The 22,035-nt window shown below is 70.2% G+C and carries 24 protein-coding genes and 1 riboswitch; of the genes, 18 read left to right on the top strand and 6 right to left on the bottom strand.

Annotated features, from left to right (window positions below; translation table 11 throughout):
• Positions 1–5 precede the first annotated feature (5 nt).
• Entirely contained in the window at positions 6–539 is a 534-nt protein-coding gene (locus G6N26_RS09185; RefSeq protein ID WP_067176558.1) for an amino-acid N-acetyltransferase, read from the bottom strand.
• A gap of 38 nt (positions 540–577) precedes the next feature.
• Between G6N26_RS09185 and pgsA the strand changes: the two genes are divergently transcribed.
• The 4 genes from pgsA to pspM all read left to right on the top strand — a co-directional run bounded on the left by pgsA (position 578) and on the right by pspM (position 3,412).
• Positions 578–1,177, top strand: coding sequence for a CDP-diacylglycerol--glycerol-3-phosphate 3-phosphatidyltransferase (pgsA, locus tag G6N26_RS09180; protein WP_082991578.1), 600 nt, complete (start codon positions 578–580; stop codon positions 1,175–1,177).
• Positions 1,178–1,292: 115 nt separating this feature from the next.
• Positions 1,293–1,631: a transcriptional regulator ClgR gene (gene clgR / locus G6N26_RS09175; RefSeq protein WP_067176561.1), complete on the top strand. Its 339-nt coding sequence runs from the start codon at positions 1,293–1,295 to the stop codon at positions 1,629–1,631.
• Positions 1,632–1,765: 134 nt separating this feature from the next.
• Entirely contained in the window at positions 1,766–2,593 is an 828-nt protein-coding gene (pspA, locus tag G6N26_RS09170; RefSeq protein ID WP_067176565.1) for a phage shock protein PspA, read from the top strand.
• A 9-nt stretch (positions 2,594–2,602) separates the two neighbouring features.
• Entirely contained in the window at positions 2,603–3,412 is an 810-nt protein-coding gene (gene pspM / locus G6N26_RS09165; RefSeq protein WP_067176568.1) for a phage shock envelope stress response protein PspM, read from the top strand.
• 10 nt (positions 3,413–3,422) lie between these two features.
• Here the strand turns inward: pspM and G6N26_RS09160 are convergent, their stop codons facing one another.
• The gene (locus G6N26_RS09160; RefSeq protein WP_067176572.1) at positions 3,423–3,854 is read right to left on the bottom strand and encodes a limonene-1,2-epoxide hydrolase family protein; all 432 of its coding nucleotides are present in this window, start codon (positions 3,852–3,854) and stop codon (positions 3,423–3,425) included.
• Between the two features lie 52 nt (positions 3,855–3,906).
• On the opposite strand from G6N26_RS09160, the gene G6N26_RS09155 reads away from it, so the two are divergent.
• Genes G6N26_RS09155 through G6N26_RS09145 form a run of 3 tightly spaced genes read left to right on the top strand, consistent with a single transcriptional unit; the run spans position 3,907 to position 5,615 of the window.
• The gene (locus tag G6N26_RS09155; protein WP_083017372.1) at positions 3,907–5,073 is read left to right on the top strand and encodes a glycosyltransferase; all 1,167 of its coding nucleotides are present in this window, start codon (positions 3,907–3,909) and stop codon (positions 5,071–5,073) included.
• Positions 5,074–5,111: 38 nt separating this feature from the next.
• Complete coding sequence (locus G6N26_RS09150; protein ID WP_083017370.1) at positions 5,112–5,375, top strand: hypothetical protein; 264 nt, start codon at positions 5,112–5,114, stop codon at positions 5,373–5,375.
• 45 nt (positions 5,376–5,420) lie between these two features.
• The gene (locus G6N26_RS09145) at positions 5,421–5,615 is read left to right on the top strand and encodes a DUF3046 domain-containing protein (RefSeq protein ID WP_415621156.1); all 195 of its coding nucleotides are present in this window, start codon (positions 5,421–5,423) and stop codon (positions 5,613–5,615) included.
• Between the two features lie 21 nt (positions 5,616–5,636).
• Here G6N26_RS09145 and G6N26_RS09140 read toward each other — a convergent pair whose 3' ends face one another.
• Complete coding sequence (locus G6N26_RS09140; RefSeq protein ID WP_067176582.1) at positions 5,637–6,263, bottom strand: flavodoxin family protein; 627 nt, start codon at positions 6,261–6,263, stop codon at positions 5,637–5,639.
• Between the two features lie 45 nt (positions 6,264–6,308).
• A complete protein-coding gene (locus G6N26_RS09135) occupies positions 6,309–6,968 on the bottom strand; it encodes a (2Fe-2S)-binding protein (RefSeq protein WP_083017368.1) in 660 nt (219 codons plus the stop codon).
• 92 nt (positions 6,969–7,060) lie between these two features.
• Positions 7,061–7,193, bottom strand: a riboswitch (cobalamin riboswitch).
• Between the two features lie 171 nt (positions 7,194–7,364).
• Between G6N26_RS09135 and recA the strand changes: the two genes are divergently transcribed.
• From recA to G6N26_RS09115, 4 genes are all read left to right on the top strand, one after another.
• Entirely contained in the window at positions 7,365–8,417 is a 1,053-nt protein-coding gene (recA, locus tag G6N26_RS09130) for a recombinase RecA (protein ID WP_067176588.1), read from the top strand.
• Positions 8,383–8,904 (top strand): recombination regulator RecX, encoded by a 522-nt coding sequence (gene recX / locus G6N26_RS09125; RefSeq protein ID WP_067176591.1) that lies wholly within the window; start codon positions 8,383–8,385, stop codon positions 8,902–8,904. Before recA ends, recX begins: the two co-directional genes overlap by 35 nt.
• 61 nt (positions 8,905–8,965) lie before the next feature.
• Positions 8,966–10,495 (top strand): tRNA (N6-isopentenyl adenosine(37)-C2)-methylthiotransferase MiaB, encoded by a 1,530-nt coding sequence (gene miaB / locus G6N26_RS09120; protein ID WP_232067585.1) that lies wholly within the window; start codon positions 8,966–8,968, stop codon positions 10,493–10,495.
• Positions 10,492–11,100: an Rv2732c family membrane protein gene (locus tag G6N26_RS09115; protein ID WP_082991579.1), complete on the top strand. Its 609-nt coding sequence runs from the start codon at positions 10,492–10,494 to the stop codon at positions 11,098–11,100. Before miaB ends, G6N26_RS09115 begins: the two co-directional genes overlap by 4 nt.
• Here G6N26_RS09115 and G6N26_RS09110 read toward each other — a convergent pair.
• A complete protein-coding gene (locus G6N26_RS09110) occupies positions 11,097–12,434 on the bottom strand; it encodes a DUF349 domain-containing protein (RefSeq protein ID WP_083017364.1) in 1,338 nt (445 codons plus the stop codon). The two genes, G6N26_RS09115 and G6N26_RS09110, sit on opposite strands and share 4 nt — an antisense overlap.
• A gap of 402 nt (positions 12,435–12,836) precedes the next feature.
• On the opposite strand from G6N26_RS09110, the gene G6N26_RS09105 reads away from it, so the two are divergent.
• The 6 genes from G6N26_RS09105 (at position 12,837) to G6N26_RS09080 (ending at position 19,223) form a co-directional block, all read left to right on the top strand.
• Entirely contained in the window at positions 12,837–13,811 is a 975-nt protein-coding gene (locus tag G6N26_RS09105; RefSeq protein ID WP_067176604.1) for a DMT family transporter, read from the top strand.
• Between the two features lie 150 nt (positions 13,812–13,961).
• The gene (locus tag G6N26_RS09100) at positions 13,962–14,654 is read left to right on the top strand and encodes a class III extradiol ring-cleavage dioxygenase family protein (protein WP_083017363.1); all 693 of its coding nucleotides are present in this window, start codon (positions 13,962–13,964) and stop codon (positions 14,652–14,654) included.
• Entirely contained in the window at positions 14,651–15,589 is a 939-nt protein-coding gene (miaA, locus tag G6N26_RS09095) for a tRNA (adenosine(37)-N6)-dimethylallyltransferase MiaA (RefSeq protein ID WP_083017361.1), read from the top strand. Before G6N26_RS09100 ends, miaA begins: the two co-directional genes overlap by 4 nt.
• 4 nt (positions 15,590–15,593) lie before the next feature.
• The gene (dapF, locus tag G6N26_RS09090; protein ID WP_083017359.1) at positions 15,594–16,460 is read left to right on the top strand and encodes a diaminopimelate epimerase; all 867 of its coding nucleotides are present in this window, start codon (positions 15,594–15,596) and stop codon (positions 16,458–16,460) included.
• A gap of 52 nt (positions 16,461–16,512) precedes the next feature.
• The gene (gene hflX, locus G6N26_RS09085; RefSeq protein ID WP_067176617.1) at positions 16,513–17,940 is read left to right on the top strand and encodes a GTPase HflX; all 1,428 of its coding nucleotides are present in this window, start codon (positions 16,513–16,515) and stop codon (positions 17,938–17,940) included.
• Between the two features lie 122 nt (positions 17,941–18,062).
• On the top strand, positions 18,063–19,223 hold the full coding sequence (locus G6N26_RS09080; RefSeq protein ID WP_067176620.1) for an acyl-CoA dehydrogenase family protein: 1,161 nt from the start codon (positions 18,063–18,065) through the stop codon (positions 19,221–19,223).
• A gap of 83 nt (positions 19,224–19,306) precedes the next feature.
• Here G6N26_RS09080 and G6N26_RS09075 read toward each other — a convergent pair whose 3' ends face one another.
• The gene (locus G6N26_RS09075; protein ID WP_067176623.1) at positions 19,307–19,504 is read right to left on the bottom strand and encodes a hypothetical protein; all 198 of its coding nucleotides are present in this window, start codon (positions 19,502–19,504) and stop codon (positions 19,307–19,309) included.
• A gap of 261 nt (positions 19,505–19,765) precedes the next feature.
• On the opposite strand from G6N26_RS09075, the gene G6N26_RS09070 reads away from it, so the two are divergent.
• Positions 19,766–22,021: a sunset domain-containing protein gene (locus G6N26_RS09070; protein WP_083017357.1), complete on the top strand. Its 2,256-nt coding sequence runs from the start codon at positions 19,766–19,768 to the stop codon at positions 22,019–22,021.
• Positions 22,022–22,035 lie beyond the last annotated feature (14 nt).

Genomic DNA, 22,035 nt, shown 5'->3' with positions numbered 1-22,035 from the left:
CGGTGTTACAAGACCAACAGCATCCGGGAGTTGCCGAGGATGTTCGGCTTGACGTAGCTCAGGTCCAGGAATTCGGCCACACCGATGTCGTAGGAACGGCACATCTCCTCGAACACCTCGGCGGTCACCGGCGTGCCCTCGATCTCGGTGAACCCGTGTCGCGCGAAGAAGTCGGTCTCGAACGTCAACACGAACAGCCGCTTGAGCGCCAACTCGCGGGCGACGTCGAGCAGCCGGTCGACGATCGCGTGGCCGATGCCGTGGCCCGTCATCGCCGGGTTGACCGCGACGGTGCGCACCTCGCCGAGGTCGGCCCACAGCACGTGCAACGCCCCGCAACCGACGACGCGGCCCTCGTGTTCGGCCACCCAGAACTCCTGAACGGCCTCGTAGAGCGTCACGAGGTTCTTCTCGAGCAGGATCTTTCCCGCGTAGGTGTCGACCAGTTGCTTGATGGCGGGAACATCGGACGTTCGCGCTCGCCGCACCAGCGGCCGGTAGCCCTGTGGACTTCTGCTCACGGCTAACAGTATCGGCATCGGGGACGGCGGCGCTGGTCAACCGTTATTCTGTTGCCGTGTCGGGGCAGCCGCAGACGGGTCCGGTGGTAGGCCGCGCGAACATCGCCAATCTCGCCAACACGCTGACGCTGCTGCGGCTGGTGCTGGTCCCGGTCTTTTTGCTCGCCCTGTTCGCCGGCGACGGTCAGCAGGCCGGCTTCCGGGTGGTGGCCTTTCTCATCTTCGCGGTGGCGTGCATCACCGATCGGCTGGACGGCCTGCTCGCCCGTAACTACGGCATGGCAACCGAATTCGGCGCGTTCGTCGACCCGATCGCGGACAAGACGCTGGTGGGATCGGCGCTGATCGGCCTGTCGATGCTCGGCGAGCTGCCGTGGTGGGTCACCGTGGTGATCCTGGCCCGCGAATTCGGGGTCACCGTGCTGCGGCTGGCCGTGATCCGCCGCGGGGTTATCCCGGCCAGCTGGGGCGGCAAGGTCAAGACGGTGGTGCAGGTGTTGGCCATCGGATTGTTCGTCCTGCCGTTGGCGGGAACGCCGGGGGCGTTCCGGGTGGCCGCGGACGTGGTGATGGGCTTGGCGATCGTGCTGACGGTGATCACCGGGATCGACTACGTGGTCTCGACCGTCCGCGAAGTGCGCCGCACGAACGGCTGATTCCGGGGCGCCGAACGGGAACCAGACCGCCACCGACGGCGTTCACCTAATGAGCACCTGCCGGAGGCAAGCTTCCTACGTGCCGTGCAGGGCCGACTGGACGAAGGAGGGCGGGATGCCGCCATTGGTGCGCGAGGTCATCGGCGACGTGCTGCGCGAGGCCCGCACGACACAGGGCCGCACGCTGCGTGAGGTGTCCGATTCGGCGCGGGTCAGCCTTGGGTATCTGTCCGAGGTCGAGCGTGGCCGCAAGGAGCCGTCCAGCGAGCTACTCAACGCGATCTGCGACGCGCTGGACGTCCCGTTGTCGTCGGTGCTCACCCACGCCGGTGAGCGGATGGCCGGCCAGGAAAGGGCCCACGACCAGGCCGCCGTCGCCGCGCCCGCCGGCACCAGCATCGATGTCAGCACCAAGGTCGTCATTCCGCCGGTGGGGTCGCTGGCGCTGGCCTGAGCGCCGGCGTACCGATCCCGCGCCAGGGGTGGGGCGATCGGCGCCAACCCACTAAATTGAGCGTCAGGCGCAGGGCCCGTCAGGGTCGATCCGGAACCATCCGGCCCCTCGAGAACCGAAGGTGGAGCTAACTCATGGCCAATCCGTTCGTCAAGGCGTGGAAGTACCTCACGGCGCTGTTCAACGCGAAGATCGACGAGCACGCAGACCCCAAGGTGCAGATCCAGCAGGCCATCGAGGAAGCGCAACGCACGCACCAGGCGCTGACCCAGCAGGCCGCGCAGGTGATCGGCAACCAGCGGCAACTCGAGATGCGGCTCAACCGTCAGCTGGCCGACGTGGAAAAGCTTCAGGTCAACGTGCGCCAGGCCCTCACGCTGGCCGACCAGGCGACCGCCGCCGGGGACGCCGCCAAGGCCACCGAATACAACAACGCGGCCGAGGCGTTCGCCGCCCAGCTGGTCACCGCCGAGCAAAGCGTCGAAGACCTCAAGACGCTGCACGATCAGGCGCTGAGCGCGGCCGGGCAGGCCAAGAAGGCCGTCGAACAGAACGCCATGGTGCTGCAGCAGAAGATCGCCGAGCGCACCAAGCTGCTCAGCCAGCTCGAGCAGGCCAAGATGCAGGAACAGGTCAGCGCCTCGCTGCAGTCGATGAGCGATCTGGCCGCCCCGGGCAACGTCCCCAGCCTCGACGAGGTGCGCGACAAGATCGAGCGCCGCTACGCCAACGCGATCGGGGCCGCCGAACTGGCGCAGGGTTCGGTGCAGGGCCGGATGCTCGAGGTCGAGCAGGCCGGCGTGCAGATGGCCGGCCATTCCCGGCTCGAGCAGATCCGCGCGTCCATGCGCGGCGAGGCGCTGCCGACCGGGGGGACACCCGCGGCGGGGTCCACGCCCGCCACGCCCGCGCCCGCGGAGAGCACCGGCGGCGCGGTCAGCGAGAAGCCGCTTGGTCAGTAGCCCGGTGTCATGGCGGTGAACGCGCCGCGGCCCGCCCTGTGGCGCGCGGTGCTGCACCGCGGGTTGGAAACCGCCGCCGACCTTTCCGACCTGGTGGCCCGCAAGATCGGCGCGGCCGCGGACCCCCGCGCGCGCCAGCTGCGCCGTCGCCGCCGCGCGCTGCGGTGGGGCCTGGTCTTCGCCGCCGGGTGTGTGTTCTGGGCGGCGGTGACGATGTTGCTTGCGGCCTGGGGCTGGTTCGCGTTGCTGCTGCAGATCACCGGCGGCGTCGCGGTCGTCATGGCTGTCCCGGCCACCTTGTTGCTGCTGCGCTACCGCTGGCTGCGGTCCGAGCCGCTGCCGGTGCCCCGGACCACGGCCGCGCGCCGCCTGCCGCCGCCGGGTTCGGCGGCGCGCCCGGCCATGTACGCGCTGGGTGCTTCCGAGCGCGGCTTTTTCTCGCTCGTGGCCGTGCTGGAGCGGGGCGCGATGTTGCCGACGGCCGAGATCCGCGACTTGACCGCGGCCGCCACCAGAACCTCGGCCGCCATGGCGTCCACCGCCGCGCAGGTGGTGTCGATGGAGCGCGCGGCGCAGGCCGGCGAGCAGTCGCGGTCGTACCTGGTGCCCACCATCAACGCGTTCACCGCGCAACTGAGCGCGGGCGTTCGTCAGTACAACGAAATGGTCACCGCCGCAGCGCAATTGGTGTCCTCGGCCAACGGTGGCGGGCTCACCGAGTCGCAGCGCTACCGCGCGGAGCTGGCCGGGGCGACGGACCGCCTGGTCGGGTGGGCGCAGGCGTTCGACGAACTCGGCGGACTGCGCGGCGCCGGCTAGGCGCCGGCGGTCAGAACGTCGCTTTCAGCGACGGCAGCACCAGCGCCGCCAGGCCGCGCGCGGTGGCCTTGAGCATGTCGAAGAAGTCGAAGTAGTCCCGCCACAACGTGATTCGCCCGTTGTGGACCTCGAACACGCCGCACACCCAGAACTGCAGCCGCAGCGGGCCGAAGATCAGCGCGTCGGTGCGTTCGGTGAGCACCGCGGCGCCGTCGGCCGCGATGCGGTGAATCTTCACCTCGAAGGCGGCGCGGCCCTCCATCTGGCGAAACAGCTTCATGGCCCTGGCGCGGCCATGGATGGTGGGCAGGCCCACGTTTTCGTAGACCAGATCGTCGGCCAGCGCGGCGTCGGCGGCCTCGTAATCCGCGTCCTGCAGCGCGTTCAGGAATCCTTCGACCGTACGGGTGTTCGTCACGGTCGTCCCAGTCAGCTCGGTCATCTTGCCAGCGTAGGCGAGCGTGGCGGTCCGGCGCTGTGGCAGGGTAAGCCCGATGCGTGTCGCCGTGGTCGCCGGGCCGGATCCCGGGCATTCGTTCCCGGCGATCGCGCTGTGCCGGCGTTTCGCCGAGGCGGGCGATGAGCCCACGCTGTTCACCGGCGCCGAGTGGATCGACACCGCCCGCGGCGCCGGCATCGACGCCGTCGCGCTGGACGGGTTGGTGGCCACCGACGACGACGTCGACGCCGGTGCCAGGATCCACCGGCGCGCCGCGCGGATGGCCGTGCTCAACGTGCCCGCGCTGCGCGAGTTGGCGCCCGACCTGGTGGTGTCCGACGTCATCACCGCGGGCGGCGGTATGGCCGCCGAGCTGCTGGGCATCCCGTGGATCGAACTCAACCCGCATCCGCTGTACCTGCCGTCCAAAGGCCTCCCGCCGATCGGCAGCGGGCTGGCGCCCGGCACCGGCCTCCGCGGCCGGCTGCGGGACGCCATCATGCGCGCGCTGACCGCGCGTTCCTGGCGGGCCGGCCTCCGTCAGCGCGCGGAGGTGCGGACCGAGATCGGATTGCCGGCCGACGACCCCGGCCCGCTGCGACGGCTGATCGCCACGCTGCCCGCCTGCGAGGTGCCCCGCCCGGACTGGCCGCCGGAGGCGGTGGTGGTGGGCCCCCTGCACTTCGAACCGACCGAGCGGGCGCTGGACATCCCCGCGGGGTCCGGGCCCGTGGTGGTGGTCGCGCCGTCGACCGCGTTGACCGGCACCGAAGGCCTGGCCGAGGTGGCGCTGGCCGGCCTGATACCGGGGGCCACGCTGCCGGAGGGCGCGCGGGTGGTGGTTTCGCGGCTGGGTGGGGCGGAGCTGACGGTGCCGCCGTGGGCGGTGGTCGGATTGGGCAGCCAGGCCGAGTTGTTGACGCACGCCGACGTGGTGATCTGCGGCGGCGGGCACGGCATGGTGGCCAAGACGCTGCTGGCCGGCGTGCCGCTGGTCGCGGTGCCCGGCGGCGGCGACCAGTGGGAGATCGCCAACCGAATCGTCCGCCAGGGCAGCGCGCGGCTGGTCCGGCCGCTGAGCCCCGACGCGCTGGCGGCCGCGGTCAACGAGGTGCTGGCATCGCCGAGCTACCGGGCCGCGGCGCAGCGGGCCGCCGCCGGCATCGCCGACGTCGCCGATCCGGTCGCGGTGTGCCGCGATGCGCTGGCGGTGGCCGGATGATGCGCCGCACCGTCTTACGTTTCGGCGGGAGGCGCGCAATGAGGATGATCGCGGCCGGCACCCTGCTGGCGGGCTGGGTCTTCGGGGCCGGCGTCGCGCGCGCCGACAGCCCCGAGGAGCAGCAGGCGTGCCAGTTGATGGACGACCCGGCCGCCGCGGAACAGGGACTCGCGCCGGCCGAATACGCCTTCATGCGGTTGCGCGCCTCGATGTCGGCGCAGCACGCCCGCGACGTCATGTCTCTGGCGGCCCAGGAGGACTGCCCAAATCACATCATCGATTTACCGGCCAGCTGGCGGTAGCGCGCCCGGGTGTCCGATCCATGCCCGCTGGGTATGTTCACTGGCGTGCGGCTAACGGAGTTTCACGAGCGGGTGGTCCTGCGCTTCGGGACCACCTACGGGTCATCGGTCTTGGTCGATCACGTGCTGACCGGTTTCGACGGACGCACGGCCGCCCAGGCCATCGAGGCGGGCATGGAGCCCCGCGACGTCTGGCGGGCGCTGTGCGTCGACTTCGACGTGCCCCACGAGCAGTGGTGATTCCCGCGCATTATTCGCGTGTTATTCGTAGGCCGGGTAAGGGTTTTGGCGCAGCACGGTGGCCAGGTGCACGGCGTTGCGGACCGCGTTGGCGGTGGCCGACGCGACCGGATCCGGGACGTCGTCGAGGTCGGTGTAGTCCGTGCCCTGCATGGCCTCGCCGTTCCAGTAGGTGCAGCCCTGCGCGGCGATCGAGAACCCGATGTCGTTGAGCGCCTGAAAGAGGTCGGCCACGATCTTGTGCGCGCCGTCCTCGTTGCCGACGACCGCGGCCAGGGCCACCTTGCCCACCATCGCCGGCCGTCCCGCGTCGTCGGTGTCGGACAATTCGGCGTCGAGGCGCTCCAGGACGCGCTGCGCGACGCTGGACATGTGCCCGACCCAGGTCGGCGTCGACACGATGACGATGTCCGCGGCCTTGACCTTGGTCAGCAGCGCCGGCCACTCGTCGCCCGGACCCATGTCGGCCTCGACGCCCGGCAGCAGCGCCAGGTCCACGCACCGCACGGTCTCGCCCTCGACGCCCGCGCCGCGCAGCTGATCGAGCAGCTGGTTGGCGATCAGCTCGCTGCTCGACGGCGCCGGACTCTTCTTCAACGAGCAGACCAGGGCGAGGGCGCGCAGAGATTGCGCTGCAGGTGAGGACATGGTGGCCAAATACCCCGGGGCAGCCGCACCAAACGGCGCCGGGCCCTACCGCCGCGTCCCGTGCAGCACGCAGTCGCCGCACAGCGAGCCCCCGGGTAGGCGATAGAACAGGCAACAGCTGTTGCGCCGGAAGCCCAGGCGCGGGTCGGTGATCACCCCGGATCCGGCCAGCACGCCGGTGTCCAGCAGGTCCCGGGTCGTCTCGACGATCGCGCGCCGAATATCGGGCCGCGCCGTCAGCAACGCCCGCGCGGCGCCCACCAGCGCGGAGGCGATGTTGCCCGCGAGCAGCGCGGGCGCCAGCTTGAGCCGCAGGCCGGCGGCGAGCGGACGCATGTGCTCGCTCACCACGACGCGGTACAGCGCGCCCGGCGAATCGGCGGGCACCCCGACGGGCCTGGGCAGCCGCAGCTGTGCGCCGTCGTCGGCGCGGTGCAGGTCGTCGAGGTCGGGCAGGACACCGTGGCCGATCGCGCACGCGAGCACCGGCGACCACAGCCGCGTGGCGTGGCCGAGATGAACCAGCGAGGCGGCGATCCGCAGGTCGGTCGTGCGGTAGCGCCGGGCGGTGGCGTCGATCAGGTCGGCGCAGCCGTCGGCGTAGGAGTGCGCGACCGGATGCCATCCCGCCGCGTCACCCCCGACGGTCAGAGCGAAAAAGCCCCCGTAGGAAGCTGTTTCGGCCAGCTCGGTGGAGATGTCCATCGCGTCGCGTCCGCCTCTTGGGGAAATCCGCCCCGGTCGTGGATCCGGTCGTGGTCTCCGGTCGTGGTCTCCGGTCGTGGTCTCCGGTCGTGGGTGAGGCGCATCGAACGGCGAGGGTCTGGCTCTCGGGCCGGGATGTGCCCGATCACAGTGGCGGGACCGCACCGGATTCACACCGGTTTCCTCGGGCTTCCCGGTGGGAGCGCCCGTCGACGCCTGTCGGATAGCCGATGTTGCCACACGCGAGGGCGGCGAACGGCGTGTCGAACTTGAATCGAACATCTGTTCGGCTAGTGTGGGGAGCGTTCGGCCAGTCAACTTGTCGGTGGCCCTCTCTAGTGTCACCGCCAACCGACCGATACCGGTCAGACGAACACCGACTATAGGAGAGGCACCATGGCGCAAGCCCCCGATCGCGAGAAGGCTCTCGAACTGGCGATGGCCCAGATCGAAAAGAGCTACGGCAAAGGCTCGGTGATGCGTCTCGGCGACGAGACGCGTCAGCCGATCTCGATCATCCCGACCGGATCCATCGCACTGGACGTGGCCCTGGGCATCGGCGGGCTGCCCCGCGGCCGGGTCGTGGAGATCTACGGCCCGGAATCCTCGGGTAAGACCACCGTCGCGCTGCACGCGGTGGCCAACGCCCAGGCCGCCGGCGGCGTCGCGGCCTTCATCGACGCCGAGCACGCCCTGGATCCGGAGTACGCCAAGAAGCTCGGCGTGGACACCGATTCCCTGCTGGTCAGCCAGCCCGACACGGGGGAGCAGGCCCTCGAGATCGCCGACATGCTGATCCGCTCCGGCGCCCTGGACATCCTGGTCATCGACTCGGTGGCCGCGCTGGTGCCGCGCGCCGAACTCGAAGGCGAGATGGGCGACAGCCACGTCGGCCTGCAGGCCCGGCTGATGAGCCAGGCGCTGCGGAAAATGACTGGCGCGCTGAACAATTCGGGCACCACGGCGATCTTCATCAACCAGCTGCGCGAGAAGATCGGGGTGATGTTCGGCAGCCCCGAAACCACCACGGGTGGAAAGGCGCTGAAGTTCTACGCGTCGGTGCGCATGGACGTGCGCCGGATCGAGACGCTCAAGGACGGCACCAACGCGGTCGGTAACCGCACCCGCGTCAAGATCGTCAAGAACAAGGTGGCGCCGCCCTTCAAGCAAGCCGAGTTCGACATCCTCTACGGCCAAGGGGTCAGCCGGGAAGGCTCGCTGATCGACATGGGTGTGGAGCAGGGCTTCATCCGCAAGTCCGGTTCCTGGTTCACCTATGAGGGCGAGCAGCTCGGCCAGGGCAAGGAGAACGCCCGCACCTTCCTCAAGGAAAACGACGAAATCGCCAACGAGATCGAGAAGAAGATCAAGGAAAAGCTCGGCATTGGCGCGGTCGTGACCGATGACCTGTCCGATGACAGCGTCCTGCCCGCCCCCGTCGACTTCTGAGCCCTCCCGCGAAGAGCAGGCGCGGGCGCTGTGCCTGCGCCTGCTCACCGCGAGAGCGCGCACCCGGGCCGAATTGCACGGCCGGCTGGCCAAACGCGGCTATCCCGACGACGTCAGTGAGCGGGTCCTCGACCGGTTGGCCTCCGTCGGTCTGGTCGACGACACCGACTTCGCCCAGCAGTGGGTGCGGTCCCGTCACGTGCACGCCGGAAAGAGCAAGCGCGCCTTGGCCGCCGAGTTGCGCACCAAGGGCGTCGACAACGAGGTGATCACCACCGCGCTGGCCGGCATCGACACCGATGCCGAGCGGGACCGGGCCGAGGAGCTGGTCCGGGCCAAGCTGCGCCGCGAGGCGCTGAACGACGATGACACTCGGGTCACGCGCCGGCTGGTGGGGATGCTGGCGCGCCGCGGCTACAGCCAGAACCTGGCGTGTGAGGTGGTGTTCGCCGAGCTGGCGGCCGAGCGGGAGCGCCGCCGGGTCTAGGGCGGTGACGTGCGGTTTCTCCCGCACCGGCCGCCCGCCGTACCATGGCCCCGTGACTTCGATGGTGCGAGGGGCCGTGGCGCGCGACGCCGCACCGGCGCGCACCTACCAGGTCCGCACCTACGGCTGCCAGATGAACGTCCACGATTCCGAGCGGCTGGCGGGCCTGCTGGAAGCGGCCGGATACCAGCGGGCGGCCGAGGACGCCGACGCCGACGTGGTGGTGTTCAACACCTGCGCCGTGCGCGAGAACGCCGACAACAAGCTGTACGGCAACCTCAGCCACCTGGCCCCGCGCAAGCGCGAAGATCCCGAGATGCAGATCGCGGTCGGGGGCTGCCTGGCCCAAAAGGACCGGGACGCGTTGCTGCGCAAGGCGCCGTGGGTCGACGTCATCTTCGGCACCCACAACATCGGGTCGCTGCCCACGCTGCTCGAGCGCGCCCGGCACAACAAGGTCGCCCAGGTCGAGATCGCCGAGGCGCTGCAGGAGTTTCCGTCGTCGCTGCCCAGTGCGCGCGAATCCGCTTACGCCGCTTGGGTTTCCATCTCAGTCGGGTGCAACAACAGCTGCACGTTCTGCATCGTGCCGTCGCTGCGCGGCAAAGAGGTCGACCGCAGCCCCGACGACATCCTGGCCGAGGTCGCCTCGCTGGTGGACGACGGTGTGCTCGAGGTCACGCTGCTGGGCCAGAACGTCAACGCCTACGGGGTGTCCTTCGCCGACCCCGCGCTGCCCCGGGACCGCGGCGCGTTCGCCCGCCTGCTGCGCGCCTGCGGCGACATCGACGGGCTGGAGCGGGTGCGGTTCACCTCGCCGCACCCGGCCGAATTCACCGACGACGTCATCGAGGCCATGGCCCAGACGCCGAATGTGTGTCCCGCCCTGCACATGCCGCTGCAATCCGGATCCGACCGGGTGCTGCGCGCGATGCGGCGCTCGTACCGCGCCGAGCGCTACCTCGGCATCATTGACCGTGTCCGGGCCGCGATGCCGCACGCCGCCATCACCACCGATCTGATCGTCGGATTCCCCGGTGAGACCGAGGAGGACTTCGCCGCCACGCTGGACGTCGTGCGCCGGGCCCGGTTCTCGGCGGCCTTCACGTTCCAGTATTCCAAGCGACCCGGGACCCCCGCCGCCGACCTCGACGGCCAGATACCGAAAGCCGTTGTGCAGGAACGTTATGAGCGGCTCGTCGCGCTGCAGGAGGAGATCTCGCTGCAGGGCAACCAGGCCCTGGTCGGGCAGACCGTCGAATTGCTCGTCGCCACCGGTGAAGGGCGCAAGGACACCGCCACCGCGCGGATGAGCGGGCGGGCCCGCGACGGCCGGCTGGTTCACTTTGCCGTCGGGGAAGCGGCCCAAGAATCCGCCGACACCCGTCCGCGCCCCGGCGACATCATCACCACGGTGATCACCGGGGCCGCGCCCCACCACCTCATCGCCGACGCGGGCCTCCTGACCCATCGCCGTACCCGGGCGGGTGACGCGCACGCCGCCGGGCGGCGCCCGCGCGGCACCGGCCTGGGCATGCCCGCCGTCGGGCCGCCCGCCGGTCCGGCCCAACCCCTGGGATGTGCACGATGAAAAAAGAAGACACACACCTCGGCGCGCTGCGGACCGAGATCGAGGCCGCCGAACGGCGGGTGGCACGCGGGTTCGACCCGGGTCCACGGGGTTTCTTCGTGTCGATCCTGGTGTTCGTGCTGTTGGGGTCGTTCATCCTGCCGCACACCGGTGATGTGCGCGGCTGGGACGTGCTGTTCGGCAGCCACGGCGCCGGCGCGGCCGCGGTCGCGCTGCCCTCGCGGGTGTTCGCCTGGCTGGCGCTGGTGTTCGGCGTCGGCTTCTCAATGCTGGCGTTGGTGACCCGGCGCTGGGCGCTGGCCTGGGTTGCGCTGGCGGGCTCGGCGATCGCCGGCGCGGCGGGCATGCTGGCGATCTGGTCGCGTCAGACGGTGGCCGCGGGGCACCCCGGCCCGGGGTGGGGTCTGATCATCGCCTGGGTCACCGTGCTCCTGCTCATCTACCACTGGGCGCGCGTGGTGTGGCAGCGGACCATCGTGCAGCTCGCCGCCGAGGAGCAGCGCCGCCGCGCCGCCGCCCAGCAGCAGTCGGCCTCGCTGCTCGACGATCTGGACCGCCCGCGCGACGATCCCGGTAGCGGCGCGGGATCCGACGGCGGCCGTTAGGACTTGCGGGTCAGGGCCTCCACGGCCGCCTGCGCCCACTGCCGCCACTGTTCGGCGTTGGCCTTGGCCTCTTCGGCCTCCTTGGTCCGGCCCGCCGCCGCGGCCTTCTGAGCCTGCTGTTCGTATTGCTCGGCGCGGGCCTGGAATTGCTCGGCCCGGGCCTGCGCTTGGGGATCCGCCCAGTCCGCCTCGCCGGCGTCGCGCACCTTCTTCTCGACCGCGCGCAGTCGCCGCTCCAGCTCGGCGGAACGCTCCCGCGGGACCTTGCCGATCGCATCCCACTTGTCGGCGATCGCGCGCAGCGCCGCCCGGGCGGCGTCGTGATTGCTGGTATCCAGCTTTTCGGCCTCGGCCAGCAGCGCCTCTTTGGCCGTCGCGTTGGCGCGAAACTCCGCGTCCTTTTCGGCGGTCGCCGCGTTGCGGGCGGTGAAAAACACGTCCTGGGCGGCCTTGAAGCGCCGCCACAGGGCGTCGTCGACCTCCCGGGTCGCCCGTCCGGCCGCCTTCCATTCGGTGAGCAACTTGCGGAACTCCGCGCTGGTGGCCGTCCAGTCGGTCGAATCGGACAGCGCCTCGGCCTGCTCGCACAGCCGTTCCTTGGCCTGGCGGATTCCGGAGCGTTCCCGGTCCAGCTCGGCGAAATGCGATCCCCGCCGCCGGTTGAACGCCTCCCGGGCCGCCGAATAGCGCTTCCACAGCGCGTCGTCCACCTTGCGGTCCAGCCCGCTGATGGTCTTCCACTCGTCGAGGATCGCGCGCAGCCGGTCGCCGGCGGCCTTCCACTGCGTCGACGTGGCGGCCAACTCCTCGGCCTCGGCGGCCAGCGCCTCCTTGCGGGCGGTCTGGGTGGCCCGATGCTCCTCGCGCCGGGAGCGGTCCGCGGCGACGGTGGCCTCGGCGTGTTCGGCAATGCTGGCCAGCCGGCTGGCCAGCGCATCGATATCGCCCAGCACGGCGGCCGTCGGCAGCGTCTCGGCCAGTTCGGACGCGTGCGCCTTGATCTTGCGCGCGTCCCCGGTCCCCGAGGCCAGCCGCTCCTCCATCAGCGTGACCTCGGTGGCGAGGTCGTCGAACCGCCTGCCGAAGTGCGCGAACGCCGCTTCGCGGTCGCCGGCCTGCCAGGAGCCGACGACGCGTTCGCCGGCCGCGCTGATCAGCCACACCGTGCCGTCGTCGTCCACGCGGCCGAACTGGTGCGGATTGCTTGGTGGCGGCGGCACCACCACCGGGTGAGCGGCCGGCCGCGCTCCCGGGCTCGCGGGCCGGGGACCGGGACGCGGTCCCGGGCGCGGCACCGGCCGGGCTGAATCGTCGCGAGGCTGGTCAGCCGTCATGCGCTCGTCACTACCCTTTCGCAACCTTGCGCGGTTGGTGTTCCGCGCGCCTGCCGCGCGTAGCGGCACCGTCTCCTGCATCTGCGGACGACCCCTCCGGGTTTTCCCAGCAGGTGCCTAACAGTATTCAAGCAGCTTGCGCCGCCACATGCCGCCGCCTTGGAATTCGGGGCCGGCGGACCTGCGCGACCCGGCAACTCGCGCTACCTGTGAGGTTCTCTTAGAGTTATCCAAGCGGTCACATAGATTGCTGAAGTAATAATCGAGAGGTCGCCCGCGGCGCGGTCGAGACGTGTGAAACGTCATAGTTTTGTATCTGAACTGAACGCGAAATGTGCGTGTATTTGCTTGCGCCCCGGGGAAGGCTGGGTCGGACGGTCGTGAGCTTGGGGGGTCGGGAATATGTCCAAAGTTGATGTCGCGGCGTTGATTGCCTTGTGCGCGGCGCTGGCATCGGCGATTGGCGACGTGATCCGTCAGCGCTCCGCACACGAAATCACCGACCGGGAGGTCGGGCACCTCGAACTGTTCCGCATGTCGCTGCGCGACACCCGATGGTGGCTCGGCGGCATGGCCGCGGTCACGAACTACAGCCTGCAGGCCGCGGCCCTGGCGTGGGGCTCGGTGGTGTTGGTGACGGCGTTGCAGGTGACCGCGTTGCTGTTCGCGCTGCCGATCTATGCGCGCCTCGCCCATCATCGGGTCAAGCCGCGGGAGTGGATGTGGGCGCTGATCCTGGCCGCCGGGCTGGCGGTGGTCATCATCGTCGGCGACCCGGAGTCCGGCCACCAGCGCGCGCCGCTGCAGACCTGGATCATCGTGGCCCTGATCATGGCGCCGCTGCTGGTGGGCTGCGTGGTAGCCGCACGAATCTGGTCCGGTAGCCCGTTCGCGGCGATGCTGCTCGCGGTGGTGGCGGGCTCCTCATTGGCGCTGTTCGCGGTGCTGACCAAGGGCATCGTCGAGATGTCCGAGCACGGCGTCGCGCGCGTGCTGACGTCGCCGGAGTTCGTGCCCTGGCTGCTGGTGGCGCTGGCCGGGATGATCTTCCAGCAGTCCGCCTTCCGCGCCGGCACGCTGACCGCGTCGCTGCCGACGATGACGGTGGCCAAGCCGGTGGTCGCGGGGCTGCTCGGGGTGCTGGTGCTGGGCGAGACGGTCAACGCCAGCGGGGCCGAGGCGTTCGTGCTGATCGCCGCCGTGTCGGTGGTGATCGTCGCGACCATCGCGTTGGCGCGCGGCGAGGCCGCCGCCGTCGATCGGACCGAACCCGGCGGGGGCGCGCCGCGGCGGGCGCGGTCCCGCGACGCGGCCACCGACGACGGCTTCGGCCCCTACGGCGACTGTCTGGTGGTCGCCGACGGCTCACGCTGCTGACTGGCGTGCCGGTACGGCCCGCTGCGCCCGGCTTCGCCGCGCTTGCGACCGCCACTAATTCGATGGTGACGGCCCGCTGCGCCCGGCTTCGCCGCGCTTGCGACCGCCACTAATGCGATGGCCGCGGCCCGGCCACGTTAGTTTGGTGGCGTGCTCAGCGCCATTGCCATCGTTCCGTCGGCGCCCGTGCTCGTTCCCGAACTCGCCGGGGCGGCCGCCGCCGAGGTGGCCGACCTGGTTGCGGCGACGCTTGCGGCCGCCGCGCTGCTGCCTGAGCGCTGGGTGATCATCGGGACGGGCCCGGCCGACGAGGACTGTGGTCCCGACACCGCGGGCACGTTCGCGGGTTTCGGAGCCGACGTGCGTGTCCGGTTGTCCGCACACACCGGCGACGAGCCCGAGCCGGTGGCGCTCCCGGTCTGCGTGTTGGTGGGCGGCTGGGTGCGCGGCCAGGTGCAGCCGCAGGCCGGCACGCGGGCCCGTGTCTATCGCGATGACCACGACGTAGCTGCCGCGCTGCGCCGCGGCCGCGCGCTGCGCGCCGAGATCGACCGGCTGCCGGAGCCGGTCGGGGTGCTGGTGGTGGCCGACGGCGCCAACACCTTGACCCAGTCCGCTCCCGGCGGCCACGACCCGGACAACGCCGCCGCGCAAGAGGCCCTGGACGACGCGCTGGCCGGCGGCGACGTCGCGGCGCTGACGCGCCTGCCGCACCAGATCCTGGGGCGGGTCGCCTTTCAGGTGCTGGCCGGCCTGTCCGAGCCGGGTCCGCGATCGGCCAAGGAGCTTTACCGGGGGGCGCCCTACGGGGTGGGCTACTTCGCCGGCGCCTGGCAGCTGTGACGGTGGCCGCGCGACCACTGGCGATCATCGGTCCCACCGGAACCGGCAAGTCGCAGCTGGCCCTCGACATCGCGGAACGCCTCGAGCCTCCCGGTGCGGAGATCGTCAACGCCGACGCGATGCAGCTCTATCGCGGCATGGACATCGGCACCGCCAAGCTGCCGGTCGAGGAGCGCCGCGGGATTCCGCATCATCAGCTCGACGTCCTCGACGTCACCGAGGCGGCGACCGTCGCCCGCTATCAGCGCGCCGCCACGGCGGACATCGAAGCGATCGCGGCCGCCGGCGCGGCGCCGGTCATCGTGGGCGGCTCGATGCTTTACATCCAGTCGCTGCTCGACGACTGGTCGTTTCCCGCCACCGATCCCGAGGTCCGCGCACGCTGGGAGCGGCGGCTGGCCGAGGTCGGGGTGGGGGAGCTGCACGCCGAGCTGGCCCGTCGCGACCCCGCCGCGGCCGCGTCGATCCTGCCCACCGACGCCCGGCGCACGGTGCGCGCCCTGGAAGTGGTGGAGCTGACCGGGCAGCCGTTCGCCGCCTCCGCCCCGCGAATCGGCGCTCCGAGATGGGACACCGTCATCGTCGGGTTGGATTGCGACACAACGATTCTCGATGACCGGCTGGCCAAGCGGACCGACGCGATGTTCGACCAGGGCCTGGTCGGCGAGGTGACCGCGCTGCTCGAGCGCGGCCTGCGCGACGGGGTCACCGCCTCGCGAGCGCTGGGCTACGCACAGGTGATCGCGGCGCTCGACGCCGGTGGCGGCCCGGATCGACTCCGCGAGGCTCGGGAGCAGACCTTCGTGGGCACCCGGCGCTACGTGCGACGGCAGCGGTCGTGGTTTCGGCGCGACCATCGCGTGCACTGGCTGGACGCCGCGGACCGCGACGGGCTCGTCGACGGCGCGATGCGGGCGTGGCGCCACGTATCCTGAACAGGTGAAATTCGCCAAGGGCCACGGCACCCAGAACGACTTCGTGGTGCTGCCCGACCCGGCCGCCGAGCTGGGGCTGACCGCGTCGCGGGTGGCCGCGCTCTGCGACCGGCGGCGCGGGCTGGGCGCCGACGGCGTACTGCGGGTCACCACCGCCGGCGCCGTTGCCGCGGCCGGCGTGCTGGACCGGTTGCCCGACGGCGTGGCCGCCGACGACTGGTACATGGACTACCGCAACGCCGACGGGTCGGTCGCCCAGATGTGCGGCAACGGCGTGCGGGTCTTCGCCCACTACCTGCGCGCCAGCGGGCTGGAGGGCCGCGACGACTTCGTGGTCGGGTCCCTGGCCGGTCCCCGGCCCGTCACCGTGCATCGCGTCGACGCGACCGGCGCCGACATCAGCGTCGACATGGGCAAGGCCAACACGCTGGGGCCGGGCGACGCCGTGCTGGGCGGCCGGCGGTTTTCCGGCGTGGCGATCGACGTGGGAAATCCCCACCTGGCCTGCGTCGACCCCGACCTGACCGCCGACGCGCTGGCCGCGCTGGACGTGGCCGCGCCGGTGAGCTTCGACCCCGCCCAATTCCCGGACGGGGTGAACGTCGAGATCCTCACCGCGCCGGCCCAGGGGGCCGTGCACATGCGCGTCCACGAACGGGGAGTCGGCGAAACACGCTCGTGTGGCACCGGGACGGTGGCGGCCGCGGTCGCCGCCCTGGCCTCCGCCGGGGCGGACACCGGCACGCTGACCGTGCGGGTGCCCGGCGGCGAGGTCGTCGTCACTATCACCGACGCCACCAGCTACCTGCGCGGGCCCTCGGTGCTGGTGGCCCACGGAGAAATCAGCGAGGAATGGTGGCACGCACAGTAGCGTTAATTCAGATGCGCGCCACCGAATCTGCGTGCATCATCACTTATTGCCTATGACACATCCCGAATTTCGCGATCACGCCCCGACGGCCACGGAGCCCAGTACGGGCGAACTCGCCCTCGAGGATCGGTCCGCGCTGCGCCGCGTCGCCGGCCTGTCGACCGAGCTCGCCGACGTCACCGAGGTCGAGTACCGCCAGCTTCGGCTCGAGCGGGTCGTCCTGGTCGGCGTGTGGACCGACGGCACCGCCGCCGACAGCCAGGCCAGCATGGCCGAACTGGCCGCGCTGGCCGAAACCGCCGGCTCCCAGGTGCTCGAGGGGCTCATCCAGCGCCGCGACAAGCCCGACCCGTCGACCTATATCGGTTCGGGTAAGGCCGCCGAACTGCGTGAGGTGGTGCTGGCCACCGGCGCCGACACCGTCATCTGCGACGGTGAACTGTCCCCGGCGCAGCTGACCGCACTGGAGAAGGCCGTCAAGGTCAAGGTCATCGACCGCACCGCGCTGATCCTGGACATCTTCGCCCAGCACGCCACCAGCCGCGAGGGCAAGGCGCAGGTGTCGCTGGCCCAGATGGAATACATGCTGCCGCGACTGCGCGGCTGGGGTGAGTCGATGTCGCGGCAGGCCGGTGGCCGCGCCGGCGGCAGCGGGGGCGGCGTGGGCCTGCGCGGCCCCGGTGAAACCAAGATCGAGACCGACCGGCGGCGCATCCGCGAGCGGATGGCGAAGCTGCGCCGCGAGATCAAGGACATGAAGCAGGTCCGCGACACGCAGCGCAGCCGCCGGCTGCACAGCGACGTGCCGTCGATCGCCATCGTCGGCTACACCAATGCGGGCAAATCCAGCCTGCTCAACGCGCTGACCGGAGCCGGGGTGCTGGTGCAGGACGCGTTGTTCGCCACCCTGGAGCCCACCACGCGGCGCGCCGAGTTCGACGAGGGACGCTCGTTCGTGCTCACCGACACCGTCGGTTTCGTCCGGCACCTGCCCACCCAGCTCGTCGAGGCCTTCCGCTCCACGCTCGAGGAGGTCGTCGACGCCGACCTGCTGGTCCACGTCGTCGACGGCTCCGACGTCCACCCGCTGGCGCAGATCAATGCGGTCCGGCAGGTGGTCTCCGACGTCGTCGCCGACCATGATGGCGCCCCGCCGCCCGAGCTGCTGGTCGTCAACAAAGTCGACACCGCAAGCGATTTGGCGTTGGCCAAGCTCCGCCATGCGCTGCCCGGCGCGGTGTTCGTCTCGGCCCGCACCGGTGAGGGTATCGACGCCCTGCGCCGCCGCATCGCCGAGTTGGCCGTCCCCGCCGACACCGCCGTGGATGTGGTGATCCCGTACCACCGCGGCGACCTGGTGGCCCGCCTGCACGCCGACGGGCGCGTCCAGGAGGAAGAACACAACGCCGAGGGCACCCGGATCAAGGCCCGAGTCCCGGTGGCCTTGGCCGGCCGGCTGCGCGAATTCGCCGCCCGCTGAGCGGCCGGGCGTAGCGGGCGGTTCCCGCAGCCCACCGCCGTCGGCGACCCGCCAGCTGCCGACCAACCGTCCGGTTGGTATATGTTGGGCTGCAGAAATCCCAGTCGCCGGAGGTCTTTCCCATGAGCAGCGCCATCAAATACCAGCGCACTCTTTTCGAGTCAGAGCACGACCTGTTCCGTGAGTCCTACCGGGCCTTCCTCGAGCGCCATGTCGCGCCGTACCACGACGAGTGGGAGAAGGCGAAAATCGTCGATCGCGGTGTGTGGCTCGAGGCCGGCAAGCAGGGCTTCCTGGGCATGGCGGTGCCCGAGGAGTACGGCGGCGGGGGCAACCCGGATTTCCGGTACAACACGATCATCACCGAGGAGACCACCGCCGGTCGCTACAGCGGCATCGGTTTCGGCCTGCACAACGACATCGTGGCGCCGTACCTGTTGGCGCTGGCGACCGAGGAGCAGAAGCAGCGCTGGTTGCCGAAATTCTGTACCGGAGAACTGATTACGGCGATCGCGATGACCGAGCCGGGAACCGGCAGTGACCTGCAGGGCATCAAGACCCGCGCGGTCAAGCAGGGCGACCACTACGTGCTGAACGGGTCAAAGACGTTCATCACCAACGGAATCAACTCCGACCTGGTGATCGTGGTCGCGCAGACCGATCCGGACAAGGGCGCCCAGGGCTTCTCGCTGCTCGCCGTCGAGCGCGGGATGGAGGGCTTCGAGCGCGGCCGGCACCTGGACAAGATCGGGCTGGACGCGCAGGACACGGCCGAGCTGTCGTTCACCGACGTGAAGGTGCCGGCCGAAAACCTGCTGGGACAAGAGGGCATGGGGTTCATCTACCTCATGCAGAACCTGCCCCAGGAGCGGATCTCGATCGCCATCATGGCCGCCGCGGCGATGGAGCAGGTGCTCGATCAGACCCTGCAATACACCAAGGAGCGCAAGGCTTTTGGCAAGCCGATCGGCAGCTTCCAGAACAGCCGCTTCGTGCTCGCCGAGCTGGCGACCGAGGCGACCGTGGTGCGCATGATGGTCGACGAATTCGTCCGCTTGCACCTGGACCACAAGCTGACGGCCGAACAGGCCGCGATGGCCAAGTGGTATTGCACCGAAAAGCAGGTCCACCTGATCGACCGCTGCCTGCAATTGCACGGCGGCTACGGTTACATGCGCGAATACCCCGTCGCGCGTGCGTATCTGGACGCCCGGGTGCAAACCATCTACGGCGGCACGACCGAAATCATGAAGGAAATCATCGGCCGCAGTCTCGGGGTATAGCTTTTCGTTTGCTGGATCGTCGTCCAGGCGGCGAACACGGTGCCGGGTAACGGCATTGACTTTGCGCCCGAATTCGGGCGCTTTCACGACCCTTCCCGAACACCGTCGGCGTCGGTGCGCCGACCGCGCCACCACGCATAGCCGGATCCACGATCCGCGCGCGCAGGACGCTTCGCGGCACCGGCAACCTCGTCGGGCGCAAATGCGTTGGGCGCGTCGGCGGTCCGCAGGCCGCGCTCGCTGACCGGGTCCCGGCCGCTTTGGGGGCGATATCCGCTCACCCGCCGAAAGTCGCGATTCGGCCGTGGCCCGGCATCATTTCGACATCGGTGTGGTATCCCTTTTTGTAAAATTTGTGATTTGACTTCGCATTTCTTGTTGGCTGGAGCAAAGTTATGCGAGCCCGGCGATAAGGCGGATCGTGAGCGGGTCCATTCCCCGCGGAAGAACGGCCCGCTCGCCGGTTATGCAGGTAAGGGCGTAGCCGCAGATAGAGCCGCGACCCGAGGCTGGAAGGCTTGGTGAAGGTGCACAGAGGTCACATGCGCAAGCTGATCGGAAGCGCGCTGGTCAGCCTGACGACCACAGCACTAGCCGCCGTGTTGCTGGCGCCCGTCGCGACCGCAAGCCCGATAGGCGACGCCGAAGCGGCGATGATGGCCGCGTGGGAGAAGGCCGGTGGCGACACCTCCCCGCTCGGCCCCCGCAAGGGTGACGTCTACCCCGCCGGGGACGGGTTCGCCCTCGACTTCGACGGCGGCAAAATGTTCTTCACCCCGGCCACCGGAGCCAAATTCGCCTACGGGCCCATCCTGGAGAAATACGAGATGCTGGGCGGCCCAGCGGGCAGCGATCTGGGTTTCCCGGCCATCAACGAGGTGCCCGGCCTGGCCGGCCCCGACAGCCGGGTGGTCACCTTCTCGGCCACCGACAAGCCGGTCATTTTCTGGACGCCCGACCACGGCCCGTACGTGGTGCGCGGGGCCATCAACTCCGCCTGGGACAAGCTGGGCAGTTCGGGCGGGGTGCTCGGCGTGCCGGTCGCCGACGAGACCTACAACGGCGAGGTGTCCTCGCAGAAGTTCAGCGGCGGCCAGGTTTCGTGGAACCGGCAGACCAAGCAGTTCACCACCGAACCGCCGGGGCTGGCCGACCAGCTCAAGGGACTGCAGGTGGCGATCGATCCCACCGCGGCGATCAACATGGCCTGGCGGGCGGCCGGGGGACCCAACGGACCCCTGGGCGCCAAACAGGGCGGGCAGACCGCACTCGGCGGTGACGGCATCGTCCAGACCTACGCCGGCGGCAAGGTGTTCTTCACCCCGGCCACCGGCGCGAACGCGCTCGAGACCGACATCCTGGCCAAATACGAGTCGCTCGGCGGGCCCGTCGGCAGCGGCCTCGGCTTCCCCGTCACCAACGAGACCGACGGCGGAATCGGTCCGTCCAGCCGGATCTGCACCTTCTCGGCCGCCGACAAGCCGGTGATCTTCCGCACCGCCGAGCACGGCGCGTTCGTCGTGCGCGGGGCGATGAAGGCCGCCTGGGACAAACTTCGCGGCCCGACAGGCAAGCTGGGGGCGCCGGTCGGCGATCAGGCCGTGGACGGCGACGTGATCTCGCAGCAGTTCACCGGCGGCAAGATTTCGTGGAACCGGGCGAAGAACACGTTCACCACGGATCCGTCCAACCTGGCGCCGCTGTTGAGCGGCCTGCAGGTGTCGGGGCAGAACCAGCCGAGCAATTCGGCCACGCCCTCGCACGCCAACAAGTTCGGTTGGCACTCGTGGTGGTGGTTGGCCGTCCTTCCGGTCCTGGTGCTGCTGGTGGTGTTGGCGTGGGTGCTGTTCGGATGGCGCCGGCGCCGCGCGGAGCGCGACGATGCGGCCGGCTACGCGCCCGAGCGCGGCTATGACGCGGCCGACGCGCCGTGGGGACCGGAGGACCCCGACCTCGCGACCGAGCATTTCGCGCTCGGCGGGCCGCAAGAACCCGAGCAACAGACGGACGCCGCGTCCACCGCGCGGGTCAGCTGGCAGCGTCAGGTTCCGGCGGAGAGCGAATACGGCGTCGAAGAGGAAGATCCCGACGCGATCGACACCGACTCCATCCCCGTGGTCTCGGAGGAGATGCTGTCGGAGGCCGACTATTCCGATGCCGGAGCCGATTACACGGACTACACCGACGCCGTTCCCGAGGTCGCCGAGGCCGAGACCGCGGATGACGCCGCCTACGTCGACGCCGATTACGTGGATGCCGATTATGTGGACGCCGACTACGTGGAGGAGGAGTACGGCGCCGAGGACGAGTATCCCGACGTCGCCGTCCCGCACACGCCGCCGGACGCCGATGCCGTGACGGGTGCCCTGGAAACGGCGGCACCCGAGGACGAGTATCCGGACGTCGCCGTGCCGGATGCGGACATCGAACCCGAACCCGCAGATGTCGCCGCGGGGCCCGACGTGTCCGGGGCCGCCGAGACCGGGGCCGCCGAGACCGGCGCCGTCGCGGCCGGGGCCTTCGTCGCCGGGGCCGCGCAGCGATCCGGCGGACGGCACGCCGCCGCGGATGAGGAAGACGGCTCGGACAACGGGCTGGCGGGCCCGGAGGGGCGCCCGACCATTCATCTGCCGCTCGACGACCCGTACCAGCCGCCCGATGGCTACCCGATCAAGGCGAGCGCCCGGTACGGCCTGTACTACACGCCGGGCAGCGACCTGTACCAGGACACGCTTCCCGAGATTTGGTTGGCCAGCGAAGAGGTCGCTTTGGCCAATGGATTCACCAGGGCCGACTAGCGGTTCGCGCGCGG

Origin of the sequence: Mycobacterium marseillense, from assembly GCF_010731675.1 — a bacterium.
GTDB classification, from domain to species: Bacteria; Actinomycetota; Actinomycetes; order Mycobacteriales; family Mycobacteriaceae; genus Mycobacterium; species Mycobacterium marseillense.
The sequence above is the reverse complement of the archived record's forward strand: the minus strand, read 5'-3'. Positions and strand labels throughout refer to the sequence as shown.

Excerpts from the sequence above, each read along its gene's own strand:
- G6N26_RS09185 (WP_067176558.1), bottom strand. The coding sequence starts at position 539 with ATGCCGATACTGTTAGCCGTGAGCAGAAGTCCACAGGGCTACCGGCCG.
- clgR (WP_067176561.1), top strand. The coding sequence starts at position 1,293 with ATGCCGCCATTGGTGCGCGAGGTCATCGGCGACGTGCTGCGCGAGGCC.
- pspA (WP_067176565.1), top strand. The coding sequence starts at position 1,766 with ATGGCCAATCCGTTCGTCAAGGCGTGGAAGTACCTCACGGCGCTGTTC.
- pspM (WP_067176568.1), top strand. The coding sequence starts at position 2,603 with ATGGCGGTGAACGCGCCGCGGCCCGCCCTGTGGCGCGCGGTGCTGCAC.
- G6N26_RS09160 (WP_067176572.1), bottom strand. The coding sequence starts at position 3,854 with ATGACCGAGCTGACTGGGACGACCGTGACGAACACCCGTACGGTCGAA.
- G6N26_RS09155 (WP_083017372.1), top strand. The coding sequence starts at position 3,907 with ATGCGTGTCGCCGTGGTCGCCGGGCCGGATCCCGGGCATTCGTTCCCG.
- G6N26_RS09150 (WP_083017370.1), top strand. The coding sequence starts at position 5,112 with ATGAGGATGATCGCGGCCGGCACCCTGCTGGCGGGCTGGGTCTTCGGG.
- G6N26_RS09140 (WP_067176582.1), bottom strand. The coding sequence starts at position 6,263 with ATGTCCTCACCTGCAGCGCAATCTCTGCGCGCCCTCGCCCTGGTCTGC.
- G6N26_RS09135 (WP_083017368.1), bottom strand. The coding sequence starts at position 6,968 with ATGGACATCTCCACCGAGCTGGCCGAAACAGCTTCCTACGGGGGCTTT.
- recA (WP_067176588.1), top strand. The coding sequence starts at position 7,365 with ATGGCGCAAGCCCCCGATCGCGAGAAGGCTCTCGAACTGGCGATGGCC.
- recX (WP_067176591.1), top strand. The coding sequence starts at position 8,383 with ATGACAGCGTCCTGCCCGCCCCCGTCGACTTCTGAGCCCTCCCGCGAA.
- miaB (WP_232067585.1), top strand. The coding sequence starts at position 8,966 with ATGGTGCGAGGGGCCGTGGCGCGCGACGCCGCACCGGCGCGCACCTAC.
- G6N26_RS09115 (WP_082991579.1), top strand. The coding sequence starts at position 10,492 with ATGAAAAAAGAAGACACACACCTCGGCGCGCTGCGGACCGAGATCGAG.
- G6N26_RS09110 (WP_083017364.1), bottom strand. The coding sequence starts at position 12,434 with ATGACGGCTGACCAGCCTCGCGACGATTCAGCCCGGCCGGTGCCGCGC.
- G6N26_RS09105 (WP_067176604.1), top strand. The coding sequence starts at position 12,837 with ATGTCCAAAGTTGATGTCGCGGCGTTGATTGCCTTGTGCGCGGCGCTG.
- hflX (WP_067176617.1), top strand. The coding sequence starts at position 16,513 with ATGACACATCCCGAATTTCGCGATCACGCCCCGACGGCCACGGAGCCC.
- G6N26_RS09080 (WP_067176620.1), top strand. The coding sequence starts at position 18,063 with ATGAGCAGCGCCATCAAATACCAGCGCACTCTTTTCGAGTCAGAGCAC.
- G6N26_RS09070 (WP_083017357.1), top strand. The coding sequence starts at position 19,766 with ATGCGCAAGCTGATCGGAAGCGCGCTGGTCAGCCTGACGACCACAGCA.